This window comes from Erwinia sp. PPS120 (assembly GCF_047918655.1).
GTDB lineage: Bacteria > Pseudomonadota > Gammaproteobacteria > Enterobacterales > Enterobacteriaceae > Erwinia > Erwinia tasmaniensis_A.
The window spans coordinates 1-18,565 of the sequence record NZ_JBLREF010000016.1 but is presented as its reverse complement, the minus strand read 5'-3'; the positions used below and the strand labels follow the sequence as shown (position 1 = coordinate 18,565).

The window sequence follows — 18,565 nt, the reverse complement described above, 5'->3', positions numbered from 1 at the left end:
GAGTCACCTGAAAAACTAAGCGGGAAGAGGCGGAAGGCGGGCTATGCCGCAGAGGCGGAGAAGTTGTCCGGCATAGGGTGGTGCGTACCATGCTGTGCCGGACAAAGAAGGGAAGAGTTAACCGTTGATACGCAGCTGCGGGTAGCGTTTCATGCTCCAGGCACACCACAACAGCGACAGCAGGCCAATGCCGCCTCCGACATAGCCAATATTGACCATATCCAGATGCAGGCTGACCTGGTTACCCAGCAGCGCTCCGCCGCCGATGCCAAGATTATAAATTCCGGACATCAATGACATCGCCACATCGGTTGCATCCGGTGCCAGCGCCAGAACCCTGACCTGCACCGCCAGGCCGATAATCATCATCGACATGCCCCAGATAATACACAGGATGGAGATCGCCACGCTGTGGGTCACGGCCAGATAAAGACTCAGCATACAGGCCGATACAAGGAAGATGGCGCCCAGCAGGAAGGTAGCCGGATATTTATTGCCCAGCGAGCTAAACAGTATGCTGCCCAGGATACCTGCCGCACCGAATATCAGCAGCAGGAAAGTCGTGAAATTATCCCCCATTGAGGCGACACCCTGAATAAACGGCTCAATATAGCTGTAGGCGGTATAATGCGCGGTCACCACTACGGCGATCAGCAAATAGAGCGACACCAGCGCCGGGCGCTTAAATAGCATCGGCACGCTCTTCAACGACCCGGTATGTTCACTCGGCAGCTTCGGCAACAGCTTAATCAGGCACAGCAGGGTGATCAGCGCCACAATGCCGATAATGCCAAAAGTGATACGCCAGCCAAGGTACTGGCCAATCAGGCGACCAATCGGCAGTCCGAGTACCATTGCCAGTGCGGTCCCGGTTGCCAGCATGCTTAACGCCTGCGTCTTTTTCCCCGCCGGTGCCACGCGAATCGCCAGAGAGGCGGTAATGGACCAGAAAATCGCATGCGAAAAAGCGATTCCGATACGCGACACCACCAGAATATTAAAGCTCCACGCAAAGGTGGACAGTATATGGCTGGCGATAAACAGCGTAAAAATACAGGTCAGCAGCAGTCGCCGTTCAATTTGTCGGGTCAACAGCATCATTGGCAGCGACATCAGCGCCACCACCCAGGCGTAGATCGTCAGCATCAGCCCCACCTGCGCCGTCTTCATTGAGAAGCTGGTGGCGATATCTGACAGCAAGCCAACCGGAGCAAATTCGGTGGTATTAAAAATGAATGCAGCAATGGCTAACATAATGACGCGTAGCCATGCCGTTTTACGTGAAACGGTAATTGATTGCATTGAGGTAAACGACTTGTTGATAGAAGGTTAATTCCGTAGTAACGAAATCAAGAAAAAGAGCGCATATTGTGTTTTATTTATCTGTCAGATGACATCAAAATATTAACTTTTTTGTAAATCAGAATAACAGTCCTGCGCTGGGCGACTTGATGCCATCTGGAATAGTATTCCATCTGTAATCCCTTTTAATAGCGAATAAAACGCTGAATTCATCAGAATCAAGAGTATAGACAGGATCTGGAATTATACCAGCTGGATATTTGCGTAAGGGCAGCCATCAAAAAGTAAGTATATTGATGGGATGCATGGCAGAAAGAGATGTCGGCTATCGCCCCGGCTGTCCGCTATTTAACGGGGTGATAACCGCACTTATTGACGCGTTGGGATCGTTAGCAAATCAGCCCGGCCTGGAGCCGATCGAGCAGGTCATAGCGACGGCGATATTCCGCACGCTTCTTACTGGCGATTTCACTCTCAGGCTTGCGTTCCAGCCGTAACGGCAGGGCAAAGAGCAGGGGAGTCACCGGCTCTGCCCCAATGGACTGCCAGAACTCGCTGTAGCTGGCCAGAAACACGGCTCGCTTCTTACGCTGGTAGCGAGCGCTCTGATGAATATGCCCCTTGTCGCTGACCGCCAGGATCCGGGTAATGCCGTTGGCAGTAAAAATCAGCTGCAGCGCCTCAAGCAGCAGACGTTTGGGAAACAGACCGTAGCAGGATTTAGTCGCCTGTCTGATCAGCTCGTGGGGAATATGGCTGTCCGCCCCCTGAAGGCCACCGATAAACAGGGTTTTCTGCTGCGGATAGTCAATCACTGAGAAGGTGATGCGAGCCAGGGCGGTACCCTCACGCAGCAGTGACAGCGTGGCTTCTCCTTCCTTGTCAAACTTCACACCCCCACCGAGGGTAATGCTGTAAGCGTCACCCTCTTTACCGCTAAAGCAGCACAGGGCGGTAGTGTCGCGCGTACTCAGTGCCTGGCGCAATTCGGCATTTTGCAGCTGTTTAACCCAGGTGTAGTGCGCATTAATCGCCCTGAAGCGTTCGGCCGCTGAAAATTGCACGGCAAGATAGGGACGGTGAATTTTACCCGGCAGACGATCCTGCACCTTCAGCACACCGGCAATCAGCGGATCGCTGGCAATACGATCGAGCCATTTCAGCGTCAGTACCGGATGAAAGCAGGAGCGCCATAAAAATTTCGCGCGGAAAATGCCTTTATCCCAGGATTTTCCTGGCCGAAAACCGCCGGAAACAAGGGAAAAAAACAGATCGCTACCACGATCTGGTCGGGCGGATAACACAGTTAGCGGTTGATCGATCATGATTTATTCTGGCTCACAAGTGGCTCTGTCTGACGAATGCTCGCATTCAACCACGCCAGGCATTAACCAAACTTCAACAATAAAAAAACACTCGCCTCCGCACCGGGTTTGTTGAGCATAAGTTTAAGCTGCTGTTGTTTACACCCGCTTACCAAAACTCCGGGGGCGTTTACTGGCGCAAACCGGGCAATTCATGGCGCATTGCGCTACCCTGGAAACTGGGGTCGCCGCGTGGGTTGCCCTCTTTCAAACATAAGGATGTCATCTGATGAATCAACGTCCCTCTGTTGCAGTATTGGGATTGGGCGCAATGGGCCATGCCTTTGCCGCCAACTTACTGAAAAATGGCTTTACTACCTCGGGCTGGAATCGCACCCGTTCGCGTGGGGAAGATCTGCAAAGCGCTGGTCTGCGGCTGGCTGACAGCCCACAGGAAGCGGTCAGCCAGGCCGACGTGGTCATCGTGATGCTGGCCGACGCCGACGCCACGGAAAGGGCGCTGGAACAGGCACAACCGGCCCTCAGGCAGGGCGCAATAGTGGTGCAGATGGGCACCGTCGGCGTGGCGTGCACCGACAGGCTGATCGCAGCCTTCGCTGAACAGCGACAGGATATCCTGTATCTTGACGCGCCGGTATCGGGGACCAAAACCCCGGCTGAAAATGCCCAAATTGTGGTGCTGGCCAGCGGCGATCGTCAGCGCGCCGCCGCCATTGAACCCGTCTTCTCCGCCATCGCAAAAGGCACCAAATGGCTGGGCGAGGCTGGCGCAGCATCCAGAATGAAGCTGGTAGTGAACGCCTGGCTTATCTCTATGGTGCAGGGGCTGTCTGAAAGCACCCAGATGGCGAGAGAGTTTGGTTTCAGCCCGGACGACTTCTGGTCAGTGCTGGAAGGCGGGCCGCTGGCCGTACCTTACGTGAAGAGCAAGCTGGAGATGATCAAGGAAGGCCATTACCAACCCCAAATGCATCTCACCTGGGCGCTGAAGGATGCCAGGCTCGCGCTCGACGCCGCGGAACAGAGCGCGCTGCCGGGACTGAATCTGATTGCCGATGTCTGGCAGGAGGCGGTAGAAGCGGGCTACGGTGAAAAAGATCTCTCGGTGGTTTATCAGTATTTAAGTGAAAAAACGTCGAAAGGCCAATAACCGCCTGTTTTTCAGGGTGATAACGGGGAAAGCAGTAATCGCTAAGCGTGTCTCTTCTAAAATGCAACAATATTTGTTATATTAACAGCAGGTAGTTAATTATAGTCGACTGATTTTTAATGCTTTTTATGAAGAGTTTCGATCTGCCGATCAACAGCTGAAAGCAAGGATCTGAACATGCTTGATATTCGTTTTCCTACGGCCCTGCAAATGGTGCTGTGCGTGGCCGAGTCGGAGCGGGAAGGTAAACGCAGCACCAGCAAAATTCTGGCCATGGGGCTTGAGGCTAACCCAAGCTTTGTGCGCAAGATGATGGTGCCTCTGACCCGTGATGGCATTATCGTGTCGACGCTGGGTCGTTCCGGGACTATTCGCCTTGGTCGACCCGCAGAGGCGATTTCGCTCTGTGATATCTATACCTCGGTGCTGGAAGATAAACCTCTGCTGGCAGGACGACCTGAGGTGCCGGCCCGCTGTCTGGTCAGCGCAAACGCCTGCTGGTTCTTTAAAGAGCTGGCGCGCGAGGCCGAACAGGCATCACTCGACGTGCTGGCGAAATGGACGGTGGCGGACGCGTTGCAAGAGATCCATATGCGTGACAGCCGTCATCCCGAAGGCAGCTGCGAGCCGCAGAAAGACTCTGAAAATGCGGCTATCTGAGTTCCTCTTCCATCTCCATTGACTGGTCGCGCCGCTAACGCTATGCGGCCTTTGCGGTTATTGCCTGTCCGTCTGGTTAAAACAGTTTGCGTATTTCCCCAGGGTTAGCTTCAGCCCCTTAACCTAAGATCCTCCTGCGTTACCGATCGCATTTAATGCAACAATTAAACTTGCATTAAGGCGATCTCTCCTTTACCGTAACTAAGTGCATTCGTTAAAGTTACCTTTTACCCGCGTCCCTAAGGGATTTCAGCCCTGACGCGTGAGTGAAAATAAAAAACCAGAAGGGGAAAGCAATGAGTCACGATGATTTTATTAACGATCTCGTTAAGTGGATCGATACCCACATTGAAGGGAAAATGGATCTTGATACCGTTGCCGAACGTGCAGGGTACTCAAAATGGCACCTGCAACGGATGTTTAAACAGCACACCGGCTACGCGCTGGGCGAATACATTCGTGCACGCCGCCTGAAAAAATCAGCCGAGCGGCTTGCACGGGGCGCGGAACCTATTCTGGACGTGGCGATTTCATTTGGGTTTGACTCTCAGCAGTCCTTTAACCGCAGTTTCAAACGCCAGTTTGGCCAGTCTCCCGGAGCCTGGCGTCGACAGGTTCAGGTTTGTGCCTGATTGACCCACTAATTTGATGCTCTCTTCATGGGGTGAGTTCGCCCGAATGGCATCAACGATCCCCATGCGCTCCGCTACCACGCGGCCTGCGCCGCAAATATCAATCGTCTGACCGCCATCGCGAAATCCTGGCGCCCGCTCAACAACGGTAACGTCCATACCCTGACGTGAGAGCCAGTAAGCCAGCGTGGGGCCGGCAATGCTGGCGCCGGTGATCAAGACCCTGCGCGTCGTTTTCATGGTTTTTCCTTATTTGACAGGACAGGCAGGCTGTTTTGATAAACGGCGATAACCTGTGCGAGAACGCGATCTATGTTAGTTAAATTCCCGCAAGCTTAGGCCAGGCCCCCATCGCTTTCAATCGGGGGAAAGCCCCCCGGACTTAGCTTATTCAGCTATCAGTTAATCATTGCTGTATTTCATATTTCATCCGGACGCTAAAAACCGCAATAGTGCCTGTCAGTCCGCGGTCGGATGGCGAGGGTCGCCATCTCACGCAGTTTATCTCCTGGAGGTCAGGTGGAACACGTCACATCATTACCTATTCTGGATCTCTCACATCTTGACGGTACGGCTGAACAGCAGCAGGCCTTTCTCGATCGGCTGAGTCAAAGCGCGCGCGAAGTGGGTTTTTTTTACCTGATTAACCATGGCGTGGATCCCGCGCTCTCCGCCAGGGTTCAGCAGCTCTCACGGCGCTTTTTTGCGCTGCCGGATGAGGAAAAAGAGCGGGTCGCGATGATCCACTCACCGCACTTTCGCGGCTACAACCGTGCGGGATCGGAAATCACCCGCAGCCAGCCCGACTGGCGCGAGCAGTTTGATATTGGCGCCGAGCGGGAAGCGCTGCCGCTAGCCCCAGGCGAAGCGGGCTGGAAGCGACTTCAGGGGCCCAATCTCTGGCCGGCAGCGCTGCCCGAGCTGCAAAGTGAGCTACAGGCCTGGCAGCAGCAGATGACCCGCATGTCGCTGCGGCTACTGCGCGCCTTTGCCGAAGCCCTTTCGCTGCCCGATGACGCCTTCGACGGACTGTATGGTGAAAAGCCCAATGAACACGTTAAGCTGATCCGTTATCCCGGCAGGACGGGTGATGAGAGCGGGCAGGGCGTTGGGGCACATAAGGACTCCGGGTTTCTCAGCTTCCTCCTGCAGGATAACCAGCGCGGGCTTCAGGTTGAGGTTGAGTCGGATCGCTGGGTTGATGCGCTGCCGCTGCCCGGCGCGTTTGTGGTTAACATCGGTGAACTGCTGGAGCTGGCGACTAACGGCTACCTGCGCGCTACCGTCCATCGCGTTATTTCCCCGGCAACGGGTAGCGACAGACTGTCGATCGCGTTTTTCCTCGGTGCCCAGCTGGACGGCGCCGTACCGGTTTATCAGCTGAACGAACAGCTCAGTCAGCTGGCGCATGGCCCGGCCAGCGATCCGCTCAATCCGCTGCTGCGGGAGGTGGGCTGGAATTATCTGAAGGGCCGCCTGCGTTCGCACCCTGACGTCGCAGCCCGCTGGTATGGCGACCTGCTGACGCAAAAAATTGATCAACCCATTGAGCAACATTCGTCAAACCGATCGCATAAGGAGCCTTCTCTATGACTCGCCACGCCGCCGTTAGCCTCAGCGGGCTCGCCCTGTTAATTTCTCTCTCCTTTACCGCCCAGGCGGAGGAGGCGCTGCGGGTCGCAGCCGATCCGGTTCCCCATGCGGAGATCCTGAACTATGTGAAAAAAATCGACCCCTCCCTCAACCTGAAAGTGATTGAGCTGACCAGCGGGGTCAACGCCAATGAACTGCTGGCACACGGCGACGTGGATGCTAACTATTTCCAGCATGTTCCCTATCTGCGCGAGCAGGAGAAGGCGCTGGGACAGACCTTCCGCGTTGCGGCGACCGTACATATTGAGCCGCTGGGGATCTACTCCCACAAGATTAAAACCCTTAGCGCACTGCGCGATAATGCCAGCGTTGCGGTGCCAAATAACGTCACCAATCTCAGCCGTTCGCTCTACCTGCTGCAAAAAGAAGGCTTGATCAAACTGAAGCCAGGCTATGACGACCCGGCAAAAAATCAGGCAACGCCGCAGGATATCGCCAGCAACCCGAAACATCTGAAGATCCTGGAAGTGGAGTCACCGCAGATCCCCCGGGCGCTGGACGATGTTGACCTGGCGGTGATCAACGGTAATTACGCCCTGGAGGCCGGCCTGGTGCCAGCCAGAGATGCGCTCGGTCTGGAAAGTTCGCAGCATAATCCCTATGCCAACATTTTGGTCACCACGCCTGCCCTGGCAGGGGATGCGCGTATCAAGCGCCTGGCAAAGGATTTGCAGTCAGAGCAGGTGGCCGAATTTATCCGCCAAAACTATAAGGGATCGGTGATCCCGGTTACGGGACAGCCGCAATGATCAGACTCGACAGGGTGTCAAAACAGTATCCGGGCGCGTTAACTCCGGCGCTGCAAAACGTATCACTGACGCTGCGGCAGGGGGAAATTACCGGCATTGTGGGGCGCAGCGGCGCCGGAAAAAGTACACTGATCCGCTGTCTGAACCTGCTGGAACGACCTGATTCAGGACGGATCCTGTTCGACGAACAGGATATCACTCTGCTCACGCCCGGGGACCTTCGGCGACAGCGGCAGCGCAGCAGCATGATCTTCCAGCACTTCAATCTGCTTCATTCCCGTAACGTCGCTGACAATGTGGCGGTACCGCTGGAAATTGCGGGCATGTCGCGCACACAGCGCCTGACGCGCGTTGCGGAGCTGTTGGACCTGGTGGGGCTGAATGAAAAAGCCCGTGCGTTTCCCTCCCAGCTTTCCGGCGGTCAGCAGCAGCGGGTCGGCATTGCCCGGGCGCTGGCAGCAAGGCCCGACTATCTGTTATGCGACGAGGCGACCAGTGCGCTCGATGCGGAAACCACCCAAAGCGTGCTGGCCCTGCTGAAGCAGATCAATCAGCAGTTTGGCCTGACCATCGTGATGATCACCCACCAGCTGGAAGTGGTCAAAGCCGTCTGCGATCGCGCGGCCCTGCTTGAAAAGGGGCGTCTGGTGGAAGAGGGCGCGCTGCGCGACCTGCTGATGGATCCCCGGTCAGCGCTGCGTGACTCCCTGCTACAGGGTGGCCATGATGAGCAGGCTTTTCTGCGCCGCCACGGGCTGACGTTTGGTCAGGAGCAGGTATGGACGACGAGGGAAGCACGCTATGCGTATTAGCCTGGAATGGGACAGCTTTTTTGCTCTGCTCGGGCAGGCAACGCTTGAAACCCTGTATATGGTGGGCCTGGCGGGCGGCCTGACTCTGCTTATCGGCCTGCCGCTCGGCGTGTTGCTATTTGTCAGCCGTCGCAACGGTCTTTACCCGCTGCCCTGGATCCATGCCGTACTGGGCACGCTGGTTAATATTGGGCGCTCTTTGCCTTTCGTCGTGCTGCTTATTGCGCTGATCCCCTTTACCCGCCTGGTGGTCGGTACCACCCTGGGCAGTACGGCGGCGGTGGTACCCATTGCACTGGGCGCCTTTCCCTTTTTTGCCCGTATCGTTGAGAACGCGCTGGATGAGGTTGAAAAGGGAAGGACGGAGGCGGTTATCGCCATGGGAGGCACCCACTGGCATGTGATCGCTAAGGTGCTGCTGCCGGAGGCACTGCCCGCCATAGTGGCCGGTATTACGCTGACGCTGGTGATGCTGATTGGCTTCTCATCAATGGCGGGCGTGATCGGGGGAGGCGGTCTGGGCGACCTGGCGATCCGCTACGGATACCAGCGCTTTAACCAGCAGGTTATGGTCGGCACGATAGTGGTGCTGATCGTGCTGGTGCAGGGCGTGCAGATGCTTGGCGACCGCGTGGTTCGTTCGCTGGCGCATCGTCGTTAAATCGACCGCAAAATGCAGAGGACCTTGTATACTGTCTGAATTACATCGGATTTTTAATATTTCAGACAGGAAGCGTCATGAAGATGTCTCAACTGAATAAACGGGGGCTGTGTCAGGCCGCCAGCTATATCCTGGTATTTATCGCGCTGTTTATGATTTTTCCGCTGCGGCTGCTGCCATGTTTTCTCGCCGGATTTATCGTTTATGAAACGGTGCTGGCGCTCACCCCCTGGGTGGAGAGGTTGGTGAAAGGTCCGCTGGCGCGGTGGATCATTATTTTTTCCCTCACGCTGGTGGTGGTGCTTGGTCTGGCGCTGGGGATCACCAAGCTGATTAGTTATCTGCTGCATGACTTCCAGAATCCCGCTGCTTTCCACGCAGCGGCCAGCAAGCTGCTGGAGGACGCACAGCGCACGCTGTCGCCAGTGGTTACCCGCTATCTTCCCGCCGATATTGATGAGCTCCAGCATCAGGTGGTGACCTGGCTGCGGGAACATCTGGTGGTAGTGCAAACCTTTGGTCGTACCGCTGCTCATACCTTCGCCACCATGCTGATCGGCATGCTGCTGGGGGCGATCGTTTCCCTGCGGGTCAGCAGCGATGATGCGCATCAGGCTCCGCTCAAGCAGGCGCTCCTTCAGCGTCTGACGCTGCTGGCGGCGTCGTTTCATAACGTGGTCTTTGCCCAAATCAAGGTATCGCTGGTCAATACGTTGCTGACCTGTGGCTTCCTTTTCGGCCTGCTGCCGATGTTTGGCCTGCATTTTCCCTTCGCGAAAACGGTCGTGGTGTTAACCTTTGTGGCCGGGCTGCTGCCAATAATTGGCAACCTGATCTCGAATACGGTGATTATCCTGATTGGCCTGTCAATTTCGCTGGAGGCTGCGCTAATCGCGCTTATTTTCCTGATCGTGGTGCATAAGCTGGAGTATTTTATTAATGCGCGTATTTTTGGCACCCGCATCAATGCAAAAACCTGGGAGATCCTGCTGGCGATGCTGGTTTTTGAATCTGCCTTTGGGCTGGCTGGGGTAGTGGCCGCCCCGGTCTATTATGCCTACCTGAAAAGTGAACTACGCCAGACACGGCTGATATAGAAGCGGCGGTTAGTTTTATCTGCCTCAGTATCGCAAGACGCTGAGGCAGATAAGACGTTATTGCGCCAGTGCGCAGGTATGATCCTGCAATTTTTCTGCGCCAATGCGTTTTTCTAATGTACCCGATGCTTCGAGGATCATAAAGTTATCACTATCAAGATTGACAACTGCGAAGGTAGAATATAGTAGTTCACCGCCATCCGCTGCAACCTTGTCACTGACATCTTTAAAAATATTTCGATTTTTTAGCTCAGAAAATGATAGTTTTTTATAATTAAAGGTATAAGTTTTGAGCGGTTCAGGAAAGACGTGCCAGTCATTGTCGATATTTTTAACATCCATGCGGTCCAGCGCTTCGCGTACAGGCTGAGCCAGGCATGAAATATGGACATGCAGCTGATCCTGTGAACGCGTATTAAGCGAGTTAACGGTAAGTGAAATATCCTGCTCCCTGACTTTTCTGTCAGTTTTTTCCGCGACAAGATCGCGAGCCTCCCATGAAAGATAAATATAGTTAGGCTGATTGTCTGCAAGCAGCTGTTCATCCTCAATGCCCGTTATTTGCTTCGTCGGCAGTAACAGATACTGGTATTTATCGCTGTCGCCTTTATAAATAACGTAGCCATCATGCTCATCCACCAGGCTACAGGGAGTATATTTTCCGTCTGCCTTATACTGAGGCTCACACTGATTGTGCACTTTATCCCATAAGATATCTCTGTCAACTGCATGGGCTACAGAGAGAAATGAACCGGATAGCAGCAATACGGAGAGGGCCTTTGAGGTATTATTCATAATATGTTATCCAGCTTAATTGTGTTACTGAATTATAGTTAGTCATCTTTTTTATTCCATTGATGAGGTGTTATAATAGGATGCTAAAATAACAGTAATTAACATCAGCTGTTTTAAATAATAAACGTTCCCTGGTGCATTAGGTTGCCGATATTTACAACTGTCTTTTGGTTAATAGTGATCAATCATTAACCATTAACCATTAATGAGTGATTAGTAATTAGTGAGTAATGATTGATCATTAGTAAGTAATGATAGTTAATCTCTGATATCTGGTTAGCGTAGAATAATGTGGTGCTTTTTATGATAAACCAGACATAAGCATGTGAAGCTTACCGGATTTTATGACGGCGTCCTATTTTATTGTTAAATACAATATGGTCGTTACGACTTATTCACCGAAAGGATAAAATATGCCATCTTTTTGAGGCGAGGGGCGGGGTAAGCAGTGAGTTTCTGCCCCGCTGACGGAGCACCGGAGAAACCCGACGCAGAATAAAAGAAATAGACGAAAAATATTTGCTCAGGTTATGATTTCGCAATGAATAAAAAACTGATAATTGCGGCTGTTTTAGCCATCGCAGCGACCGCCGTCGGGCTTCACCGGCCTGCAACAACGCCGGTCGCCAGACAACATGCCTCACACTCCTCTCAGGAGAGGCGCCCTGCGGGCAGTGAGGCCAGTACGTCATCGCGTGATGACATCAGCGCACTGACGCAGCAGCAGCGGGTGGCGGGCTACCTGCATCAGCACCAGCAGCTGCCGCCCTTGTACCTGAAAAAAAGTGAGGCCAGGCGTCAGGGCTGGGATCCCGCACGAGGTAACCTCTGTGAGGCGCTGCCGGGGCGGGCCATCGGCGGCGATCGCTTTTCTAACCGCGAAGGGCGCCTGCCAGACGGGCAGGGACGGCGCTGGTTTGAAGCCGACGTTAACTACCAGTGTGGCCGTCGCGGTAGCGATCGTATGCTCTATTCCAGCGACGGGCTGATCTACGTCACCCGCGATCATTATCGCCATTTTGAGCAGGTAAAGTGAGATGAAAAGCGTCAGCTTTGATTTTCGTACCATTGCGGATATGAATGACTTCTACCGTCAGTTCGCCGCTAAATTTGCCCTGCAAGAGGGCTTTGGCGCTAACCTCGATGCGCTATGGGACGCGCTCACGGGCAGCATCGGGCTGCCCGTTCGCATCACGCTTCACCATCTGGCCGCACATCCCCATGCCGCCCGGTTTGATGCCGCCGTTGCGGTCATGCGTGAGGCGCAGGTGGCGCTGGAAGGGGAACTGGAGCTGAGAACAGGTAAGTCCTGACCCCGTATCAGGCGCAGGCTCAGTTTCAGTTTGGGATAAAAATAAGACCATGGAGGAAAGCACAATGATAAATTCCCTGCATTGCACGATGCTGAGGGCTGTGGCGCTGCTCACCTTACTTCTCGCCAGTCCGCTCCTGTGGGCCTATACGCCACAGGAGGCGGCGGTTATTCAGCAGAAGCTCGCCGTTCTGGAGAAAAATGCCGGAGGACGTCTGGGTGTTGCGCTGATCGATACCGCTGACAATTCGCAGTTTGCCTGGCGCGGCGACGAGCGCTTCCCCCTCTGTAGTACCAGTAAGGTGATGGCAGTTGCGGCCGTGCTGAAAAAGAGTGAGGTGGACGCCAATCTGTTGCAAAAGCGGCTGGCGATCAAAACGTCCGGGCTGGTTAACTATAATCCCATCACCGAAAAGCACCTTAACAGCGGCATGACCCTGGGCGAATTAAGCGCAGCGGCGCTACAATACAGCGATAATACGGCGATGAACAAGCTTGTTGGGTATCTGGGTGGACCGGCGAAGGTCACCGACTATGCGCGTTCACTGGGGGATGCTCTCTTTCGACTGGATCGCACGGAGCCGACGCTGAATACCGCATCCCTGGCGATGCCCGCGATACGACAACGCCGGTGGCCATGGCTGACAGCCTGCGTAAACTGACACTGGGACACGCATTGAAGGCTGCGCAGCGTACCCAACTGGTCGAATGGATGAAGGGAAATACCACTGGCCCGGAAAGTATTCGCGCCGGTCTGCCGGCCACCTGGTCGGTGGGGGATAAAACCGGCAGTGGTGACTACGGCAGCACCAATGATATCGCCGTTATCTGGCCTGAAAACCGCCCCCCAATAATCCTGGTGACCTACTTTACCCAGCCTCGCCAGGATGCGTCCAGCCGAAAGGACGTGCTGGCTGCAGCCGCCAGAATTGCCGTCGGGGGGCGATAAGCCGTATCGGTGAGATAAGCGGCCCGCGGCGGCCGCTGTTGCTGACAACAGCTGTTAACAACCTGTCTGTTGCTGAGATCATAGTTATCGTTGCAACTTATCTATCGCAACGCGATCGGATACCCTTAAGCCCCGATCTGTTGCAAAACAGCCGCCAGCTCGTCACGGTGCGCGCTGCTTATCTCGCGCGCGGCAGACCAGCCTGCATTTAGCATAATGGTTTCATTCAGCCCAACCAGCCAGTCATAGATATAGTAGGCGGCGTGATTATTGGGCTTAAGGGCCAGCCGGGTCAGACGCTGACCGGGCCCAAGGCTGGCAGTCTGAGTTTCCGGTTTGGCGAAAATTTTTTGCCCGCGATTGATCCGGCTCGCCGGGCGCTCCGCTTCAGCAACGTGCTGAAAGCCCAGCCAGGCAACAAAATCACCCAGCACGCTCAGCGCACGGGACACCTGCCGATCGGCGATCATTTCTGCCGGGGTGCCGGAGGCGTCATGGTCGGTGAGCAGGGTAGCGAGCGAACCTTCAATATCCAGCCTGATACTGGCGGTTATCAGCTCGCTGGTCAGCATCTCCAGCGTGGTTTTATTCACGCCCAGCAGCGTCAGCAGCAGAGCGCTCTCGGGGAGCTGGCGGAGCAGATTGATCCAGTGAAGGTAAACCTGACGGGCAAACTCCGTTTCCGGCTCTTCGGGGGGCGGCGCGTCTGTCGGGTCAATCAGGCCGGACAAAGGTTCATCGCTGAGCAGGTCGATGCTCATACCAATACCAAAGGGGTCGTCAGCGCTGGGGATAAGCGTTTTGGATGGTGCCCGACGGGCCGGGCGCTGCTGCAGGAAAAGGTGGCGCAGCGTTTCGCGGTCGGGCAGCAGGCGTTCCAGCAGTTCGCCATGCACGCCAGTGCGCGACTGCAATGCCTTAAGCAGCGTTTCTGCCACGCGCAGACGCGCTTCTGGCTCCTCTTTATCAGAGGCCTGGAACCAGCGTCCCAGCAGGTTGTCGGACAGCTCACGGCGCACTTCCTCGCGCTGCGCCTGTAAACGCATCAGCTTGCTTTCGCGGCGGACCTCCGTCACCAGCCAGCCAGCCATACGGCCAATGTCTTTCTCATCCATTGCCAGCATGGCTCCCCAGGCATCGCCGGGGTTGCCGACATAACGCTGGACGGCGGCGTCATAGTTCTGACCGTGGGTAATACGCTGATCGAAGGGCGTTAGCGCCCAGATCAGTCCAGGTTTCCGCCCGCTGCGCGCCTGGGCATTTTCTCCCTGAGTCTGCTTAACCCAGTTATCCAGTATGCGGCCCACCCTGGGCGTATCCGCGCGCTGCCCGACCGCGCTGCAAACCATCAGCAGGCAGATATCCTGGTGCTCAGCGGCACGGGTCAGCAGGTAAGGGCGCTTGGCGGTCAGGAAGCGCAGCGCCAGCTCATGGTGCCGGTCGTCTGGCAGAACAGCTGGCTCTTCGAATCCGGGGTAATCCAGCAGATCCACCTGCTCGAAAAGCGTTTCACGCGGTGCGCTGTAGAACGGCAGGCGCACCTCACGCCCCAGCAGGGTCAGCTCTGACAGCGCCACGTTGACCGGCTTCAGCGCGCGACCCTTTTTCTGCGGTACGACCTGAATCACCGGATCGCTGGCGGTATTAAAGTAGCGCAGCCCTTGACCGTTAAGAAGAGTGACCGAAGGATCGTCCAGCACGGCGAGCGGCGCCAGGACATCCGGCGCGCAGGAGAGGTGATGCAGCACATGCGCCAGCTGACGGTAAAGGGCGGTCAGCTCGCTGTCTTCGCCCCACAGCAGCGAAAAAAGACGCGCACGATCGTCGACGCTGAGCACTGGAGCCAGATCAATCGCCTGCGGCCAGAAATGCGTTTCCAGCGCCTTATTGACGCAGAGCGGGTTGGCCGACAGCCGATCCCACAGGGCAACAACATCATTGCGGCTCATGCCGTCAGTCTCTGCGGGCTGTCGTGACATCGACAGCGTTTGCAGACGTTCACCGATCTGTGCTTCATCCATGCGGATCGGCTGCTCACCTGCGCGCCGGGACCAGGCATCGGCCAGAATGCTAACCAGCGCCTCCTCATTAAGCAGCGCCAGCTTAACCGGCCAGCCGTTATCCACCTCCACCTGCTGCCCGGTATAGCGGGTCACCAGCGTACCGGTCTGCTGCTGAGGATTGAGAAGCGTTTCGTCAAGCGTGGCGGCCCCTAAGGCAATTTCCAGCCGGCCTTTTTCGCTGGCGGCCAGAGCGTTAATCAGCCAGGACTTGCCAGCCTGTGACAGGCCAAATAAGCCTATTGCACAGGCTTGCTCTGCCGCAGCGGCAAGGGCGGAGGCCCGGTTATGTTGTCGTCGCAGGCTGACATTAAGCGGGTCAGCCTCCATATTCAGGCGCGGCGAGGTTTCGCGCGCGCGCGCCAGCCACTCCGTCGAGAGATCAATTCCGTGGGTAATGGCATCCAGTTGTTTTCCAAACTGCGCCGCCTGCTGTTTTGGCGTTAACGGTTTCATTTCTTGTATACGCTCCCGCTGTCAATCCAGTAATGAGTCAGGCCCGTACCGCTGTTTGCCAGGGTATTTAACTTCAGCCGCAGATGTTCGGGCGGCACCCGCGTACCGTCATCCAGCGTGGCTTCAGCGATTTCAAATCGTTCCGGGGCGGCGTTATCCGGGCCTTTTGTCGCCGCCAGCCTGATTTTCAATACTTTATCACCCGCCACGCTGCGCGCCAGCGCCGGATCGGCAATAGTCAGGGAATAGAGTGGCGATGCAGGCCAGCGGTCATTATCCAGCTGGCGGAAGCCCAGCGTCAGGGTGCCGCGCACCTGGAAGCGCTGACGGGGATCGAGGGTAAAGGCTTCATTATCCAGATCGATGTCGGCGTACCAGACGTTGTCGCTGCTCAGTGCGCCGCTGCCGTCCAGCATGCCCAGATAGCGAATGGTGGAGTAAGGCTGAAAATCACCGGCCTTAAACCAGAAGTTAGCCAGGCGCAGATCCAGCGACAGCAGGCAGAGCATCGCGCCAACCGCGGCGGTGGATTTTGGATTCTCAATCCGCCCCTGTTTATTAAAGGGATACCAGTCACTGGTGTGATAACCATCCAGCGAGAGAATGCGGCTGACCGGCAGCGGCTGAAGATGGCGAAACAGCGCCTGCACGCCGGGGAAGCGCGAAGGGCGGCCGGTCAACAGCAGTACGTCACAGTCATAGACCGCCACCACTTCAGACATCGAGCGCAGGCTGTGGGTGATGTTCATCCTCTGGGAGAGAAACTCCGCATGCAGCGCGCTGAGTTTCACCACCAGCGGCACCCGCAGGATATCAAATTCCTCCGACCCGCCCGGCAGTTCACGCTGGACCTCGCGATTGATATAGTCGAGCAGTTTCTCCGTTGGCGGCTGGGCCAGCAGCTCGCCCATGCGCGCATCAACCTCCGCGTTCAGCTCCAGCGGGTCGAAGCGCTCATAGGCTTCAAGAATCGTCTGGCCTGCCGGCATAAAGATTTGCAGGGTGGCCTGCTGGCGAAGCGTTGACTGACCGTCCAGACGACCTTCATGACCAAACAGACGGGTCATGACGCCCTCCGGATTAGCCATGCCGGCCTGTTTAAATGCGGTTTGCAGCGCCGGCAGCACATACAGCTGAATCACGTCCAGCAGGATATCGTCCCCGGCCAGCTTAAAGCCTTCACGAAACAGCAGGCGCGGCATAATTTTTACGTTATTACCCACGCCGTCATCCAGTCGGTACTGGGTGATCGCCAGATCGGTGGTACCGCCGCCAATATCAATTGAGGCGATACGCAGCGTTTTACCTGGGGCTTCATCGGCTGCCCGCGCGCGGTCAGGGCGAGCCATGCTGATGAAGAAAGCCTCGGCGCGACCGCCAAAATTCACCTGGGTTTCATTATACAAATAGACCATCTGTCCGCAGGTGGCTTCATCCCACTCCATCTGCACTTCCGGCACCGGTACCCTGCTTTTCGCCTTATCGGCGGCGCTGCTGAAATCATCGTCAGCCGGGTGCCAGCCCAGGGATTTCCACACCAGCGCGATCGCTTCGTGCATGCGGCGGCGGAAAATTTCACGCTCGGGCTTCGGCATCGCGGAGGGCAGCGTGAGAATAATATTGCGCAGCTGACGCGGCGCGCTGCTGTGCAGCATCTTCTGCCGCTGTGCCGGGCTGTTCATTTGCATCAGCGCCTGAGCCAGCAGCTCAGAGAGCATAAAGCTCATTACCGAACTGCGGCTGTACTGTGGCGAGAAGACCGGCAGACGATCCTCCAGCGGCTGGTTATAGAGCGGCTGGCCCTCATCATTGACCAGACTGGTCAGCGGGATGGCAGTCGCCGGTGGCTCCTGGGCCGCGCTGCCCGGCGTACGGCTAAAGCGCCAGCCCGGCGTGTAGATCTCTTCGTCCCACAGATAACGACGTGGGCTGGAGATGCCGGTAGCGCCCTCCGTTCCCAGCCGCTGAAGCGCCAGGTGGCTGGCCTCGCGGCCGACACGGGTGATCGACGGCCAGATAAAGGCGTCATCGCGCCCGCTCTCCACCGAGAAGTTTTGTTTGCCAAAGCTGGCCTGGGCGAACTCTACGCGGCTTTCAAACAGTTCGTTGTAGACCTGATGCGGCGCGCTGAGGCAGCGCAGATGCAGCTCGTAGGTGTGTTTCAGTCCCTGAGGATCGTCAGGATGATCTTCCACCATAATTCCGCAGGTGTGTGAGTTACCTACATCCAGGATCAGATCGACCGTGATCGCCGGTTCCTGTAGCGTGGCGGCGCTGATTTTCAGCTCGGGTAGCACCAGCTGGTGACCCAGCATATGCAGTATATTCAGGTAGTGCGCCTGATACTCAAACTCGCGCAGGGCGGTGCGGACATTCACCTGTGGGCGCTGTTCGATTTTCGCCACCTGCTGGCTGAACACTTCGCGCAGCCAGCCATCCACCCAGGTGTGATCGAGGAATTCCCCCAGCTCTTCGCTGCGGTGAGCCAGCGCAAAACTGACGCCGGACTGGGCATCGCTCTCATTCAGCGCCAGTGACTCATCCTCGCCCTCGGGCCAGGTACGTGTTTCAAATGCCAGACAGACGCGGTGCGTTTTACCATTCTGATCGGGCTTATCCAGCGCGATGATCTGCACACGCGCCCAGTTATCCGGGCCGCCGCTAAAGCTGCGCGGCGGGTTGAATCGGAAAAAGGGCAGCGGCAGCCATATCCCTTCCAGCAGCGATAAAGACTGCTCAAGAGGAAAGCTGAATTCAGGCTTAACCACTTCCGGCATGCCTCCGGCCACCACCGGCAGCAGATATCTGCCATTCTGCGCGTTGAAGTTCAAACGCAGCAGCGGACCGTTGGCCGTCTGGCGCACAAACTTGCCGGGCATTTCAGCATCCAGCATCGGCGTCAGGGAAAAGTCGAGGAACTGAATGCCACTGTTCTGGATCAGCGTCATATTC

Annotated in this window: 16 protein-coding genes and 1 pseudogene; 11 read left to right on the top strand and 6 right to left on the bottom strand. The window is 56.1% G+C overall.

The features are described 5' to 3' along the window. Positions 1-117 precede the first annotated feature (117 nt). Positions 118-1,302, bottom strand: coding sequence for a sugar transporter (locus ACLRGG_RS11075; protein ID WP_416249824.1), 1,185 nt, complete (start codon positions 1,300-1,302; stop codon positions 118-120). Between the two features lie 389 nt (positions 1,303-1,691). Continuing rightward, positions 1,692-2,627 carry a VirK/YbjX family protein gene (locus tag ACLRGG_RS11070; RefSeq protein ID WP_416249823.1) on the bottom strand — a complete coding sequence of 312 codons (936 nt, stop codon included), beginning with the start codon at positions 2,625-2,627 and terminating at the stop codon, positions 1,692-1,694. A 268-nt stretch (positions 2,628-2,895) separates the two neighbouring features. On the opposite strand from ACLRGG_RS11070, the gene ACLRGG_RS11065 reads away from it, so the two are divergent. The 3 genes from ACLRGG_RS11065 to ACLRGG_RS11055 all read left to right on the top strand — a co-directional run bounded on the left by ACLRGG_RS11065 (position 2,896) and on the right by ACLRGG_RS11055 (position 5,069). Next, complete coding sequence (locus ACLRGG_RS11065; protein WP_416249822.1) at positions 2,896-3,777, top strand: NAD(P)-dependent oxidoreductase; 882 nt, start codon at positions 2,896-2,898, stop codon at positions 3,775-3,777. A 177-nt stretch (positions 3,778-3,954) separates the two neighbouring features. Then, complete coding sequence (locus ACLRGG_RS11060; RefSeq protein WP_416249821.1) at positions 3,955-4,437, top strand: RrF2 family transcriptional regulator; 483 nt, start codon at positions 3,955-3,957, stop codon at positions 4,435-4,437. Positions 4,438-4,733: 296 nt separating this feature from the next. After that, the gene (locus ACLRGG_RS11055; RefSeq protein WP_067701801.1) at positions 4,734-5,069 is read left to right on the top strand and encodes a helix-turn-helix domain-containing protein; all 336 of its coding nucleotides are present in this window, start codon (positions 4,734-4,736) and stop codon (positions 5,067-5,069) included. Here the strand turns inward: ACLRGG_RS11055 and ACLRGG_RS11050 are convergent. Beyond that, positions 4,968-5,309 carry a hypothetical protein gene (locus ACLRGG_RS11050; protein ID WP_416249854.1) on the bottom strand — a complete coding sequence of 114 codons (342 nt, stop codon included), beginning with the start codon at positions 5,307-5,309 and terminating at the stop codon, positions 4,968-4,970. The genes ACLRGG_RS11055 and ACLRGG_RS11050 overlap by 102 nt on opposite strands. Before the next feature lie 279 nt (positions 5,310-5,588). Here ACLRGG_RS11050 and ACLRGG_RS11045 point away from each other — a divergent pair, with 279 nt between their 5' ends. From ACLRGG_RS11045 to ACLRGG_RS11025, 5 genes are all read left to right on the top strand, one after another. Further along, positions 5,589-6,662, top strand: coding sequence for an isopenicillin N synthase family dioxygenase (locus ACLRGG_RS11045; protein ID WP_416249820.1), 1,074 nt, complete (start codon positions 5,589-5,591; stop codon positions 6,660-6,662). Beyond that, the gene (locus ACLRGG_RS11040; protein WP_067701809.1) at positions 6,659-7,471 is read left to right on the top strand and encodes a MetQ/NlpA family ABC transporter substrate-binding protein; all 813 of its coding nucleotides are present in this window, start codon (positions 6,659-6,661) and stop codon (positions 7,469-7,471) included. Before ACLRGG_RS11045 ends, ACLRGG_RS11040 begins: the two co-directional genes overlap by 4 nt. Further along, a complete protein-coding gene (locus ACLRGG_RS11035; RefSeq protein WP_416249819.1) occupies positions 7,468-8,283 on the top strand; it encodes a methionine ABC transporter ATP-binding protein in 816 nt (271 codons plus the stop codon). Before ACLRGG_RS11040 ends, ACLRGG_RS11035 begins: the two co-directional genes overlap by 4 nt. Beyond that, positions 8,273-8,944, top strand: a complete 672-nt coding sequence (locus tag ACLRGG_RS11030) for a methionine ABC transporter permease (RefSeq protein WP_345827534.1) — start codon at positions 8,273-8,275, stop codon at positions 8,942-8,944. The genes ACLRGG_RS11035 and ACLRGG_RS11030 overlap by 11 nt, the downstream gene beginning before the upstream one ends. A gap of 83 nt (positions 8,945-9,027) precedes the next feature. Next, on the top strand, positions 9,028-10,041 hold the full coding sequence (locus ACLRGG_RS11025; protein WP_416249853.1) for an AI-2E family transporter: 1,014 nt from the start codon (positions 9,028-9,030) through the stop codon (positions 10,039-10,041). A 57-nt stretch (positions 10,042-10,098) separates the two neighbouring features. Here the strand turns inward: ACLRGG_RS11025 and ACLRGG_RS11020 are convergent, their stop codons facing one another. Next, complete coding sequence (locus ACLRGG_RS11020; RefSeq protein WP_416249818.1) at positions 10,099-10,836, bottom strand: CDP-diacylglycerol diphosphatase; 738 nt, start codon at positions 10,834-10,836, stop codon at positions 10,099-10,101. Positions 10,837-11,377: 541 nt separating this feature from the next. Between ACLRGG_RS11020 and ACLRGG_RS11015 the strand changes: the two genes are divergently transcribed. The 3 genes and pseudogenes from ACLRGG_RS11015 to ACLRGG_RS11005 form a co-directional block, all read left to right on the top strand. After that, positions 11,378-11,872: a ribonuclease domain-containing protein gene (locus ACLRGG_RS11015; RefSeq protein WP_416249817.1), complete on the top strand. Its 495-nt coding sequence runs from the start codon at positions 11,378-11,380 to the stop codon at positions 11,870-11,872. 1 nt (position 11,873) lies between these two features. Continuing rightward, the gene (locus ACLRGG_RS11010; protein WP_416249816.1) at positions 11,874-12,149 is read left to right on the top strand and encodes a barstar family protein; all 276 of its coding nucleotides are present in this window, start codon (positions 11,874-11,876) and stop codon (positions 12,147-12,149) included. A gap of 49 nt (positions 12,150-12,198) precedes the next feature. Continuing rightward, positions 12,199-13,022: pseudogene (locus ACLRGG_RS11005) on the top strand (serine hydrolase); the annotation flags it as partial. 200 nt (positions 13,023-13,222) lie between these two features. Here the strand turns inward: ACLRGG_RS11005 and ACLRGG_RS11000 are convergent. Next, entirely contained in the window at positions 13,223-15,613 is a 2,391-nt protein-coding gene (locus ACLRGG_RS11000) for a virulence factor SrfC family protein (RefSeq protein WP_416249815.1), read from the bottom strand. After that, positions 15,610-18,561, bottom strand: a complete 2,952-nt coding sequence (locus tag ACLRGG_RS10995; RefSeq protein ID WP_416249852.1) for a virulence factor SrfB — start codon at positions 18,559-18,561, stop codon at positions 15,610-15,612. Before ACLRGG_RS10995 ends, ACLRGG_RS11000 begins: the two co-directional genes overlap by 4 nt. Positions 18,562-18,565: the final 4 nt, after the last annotated feature.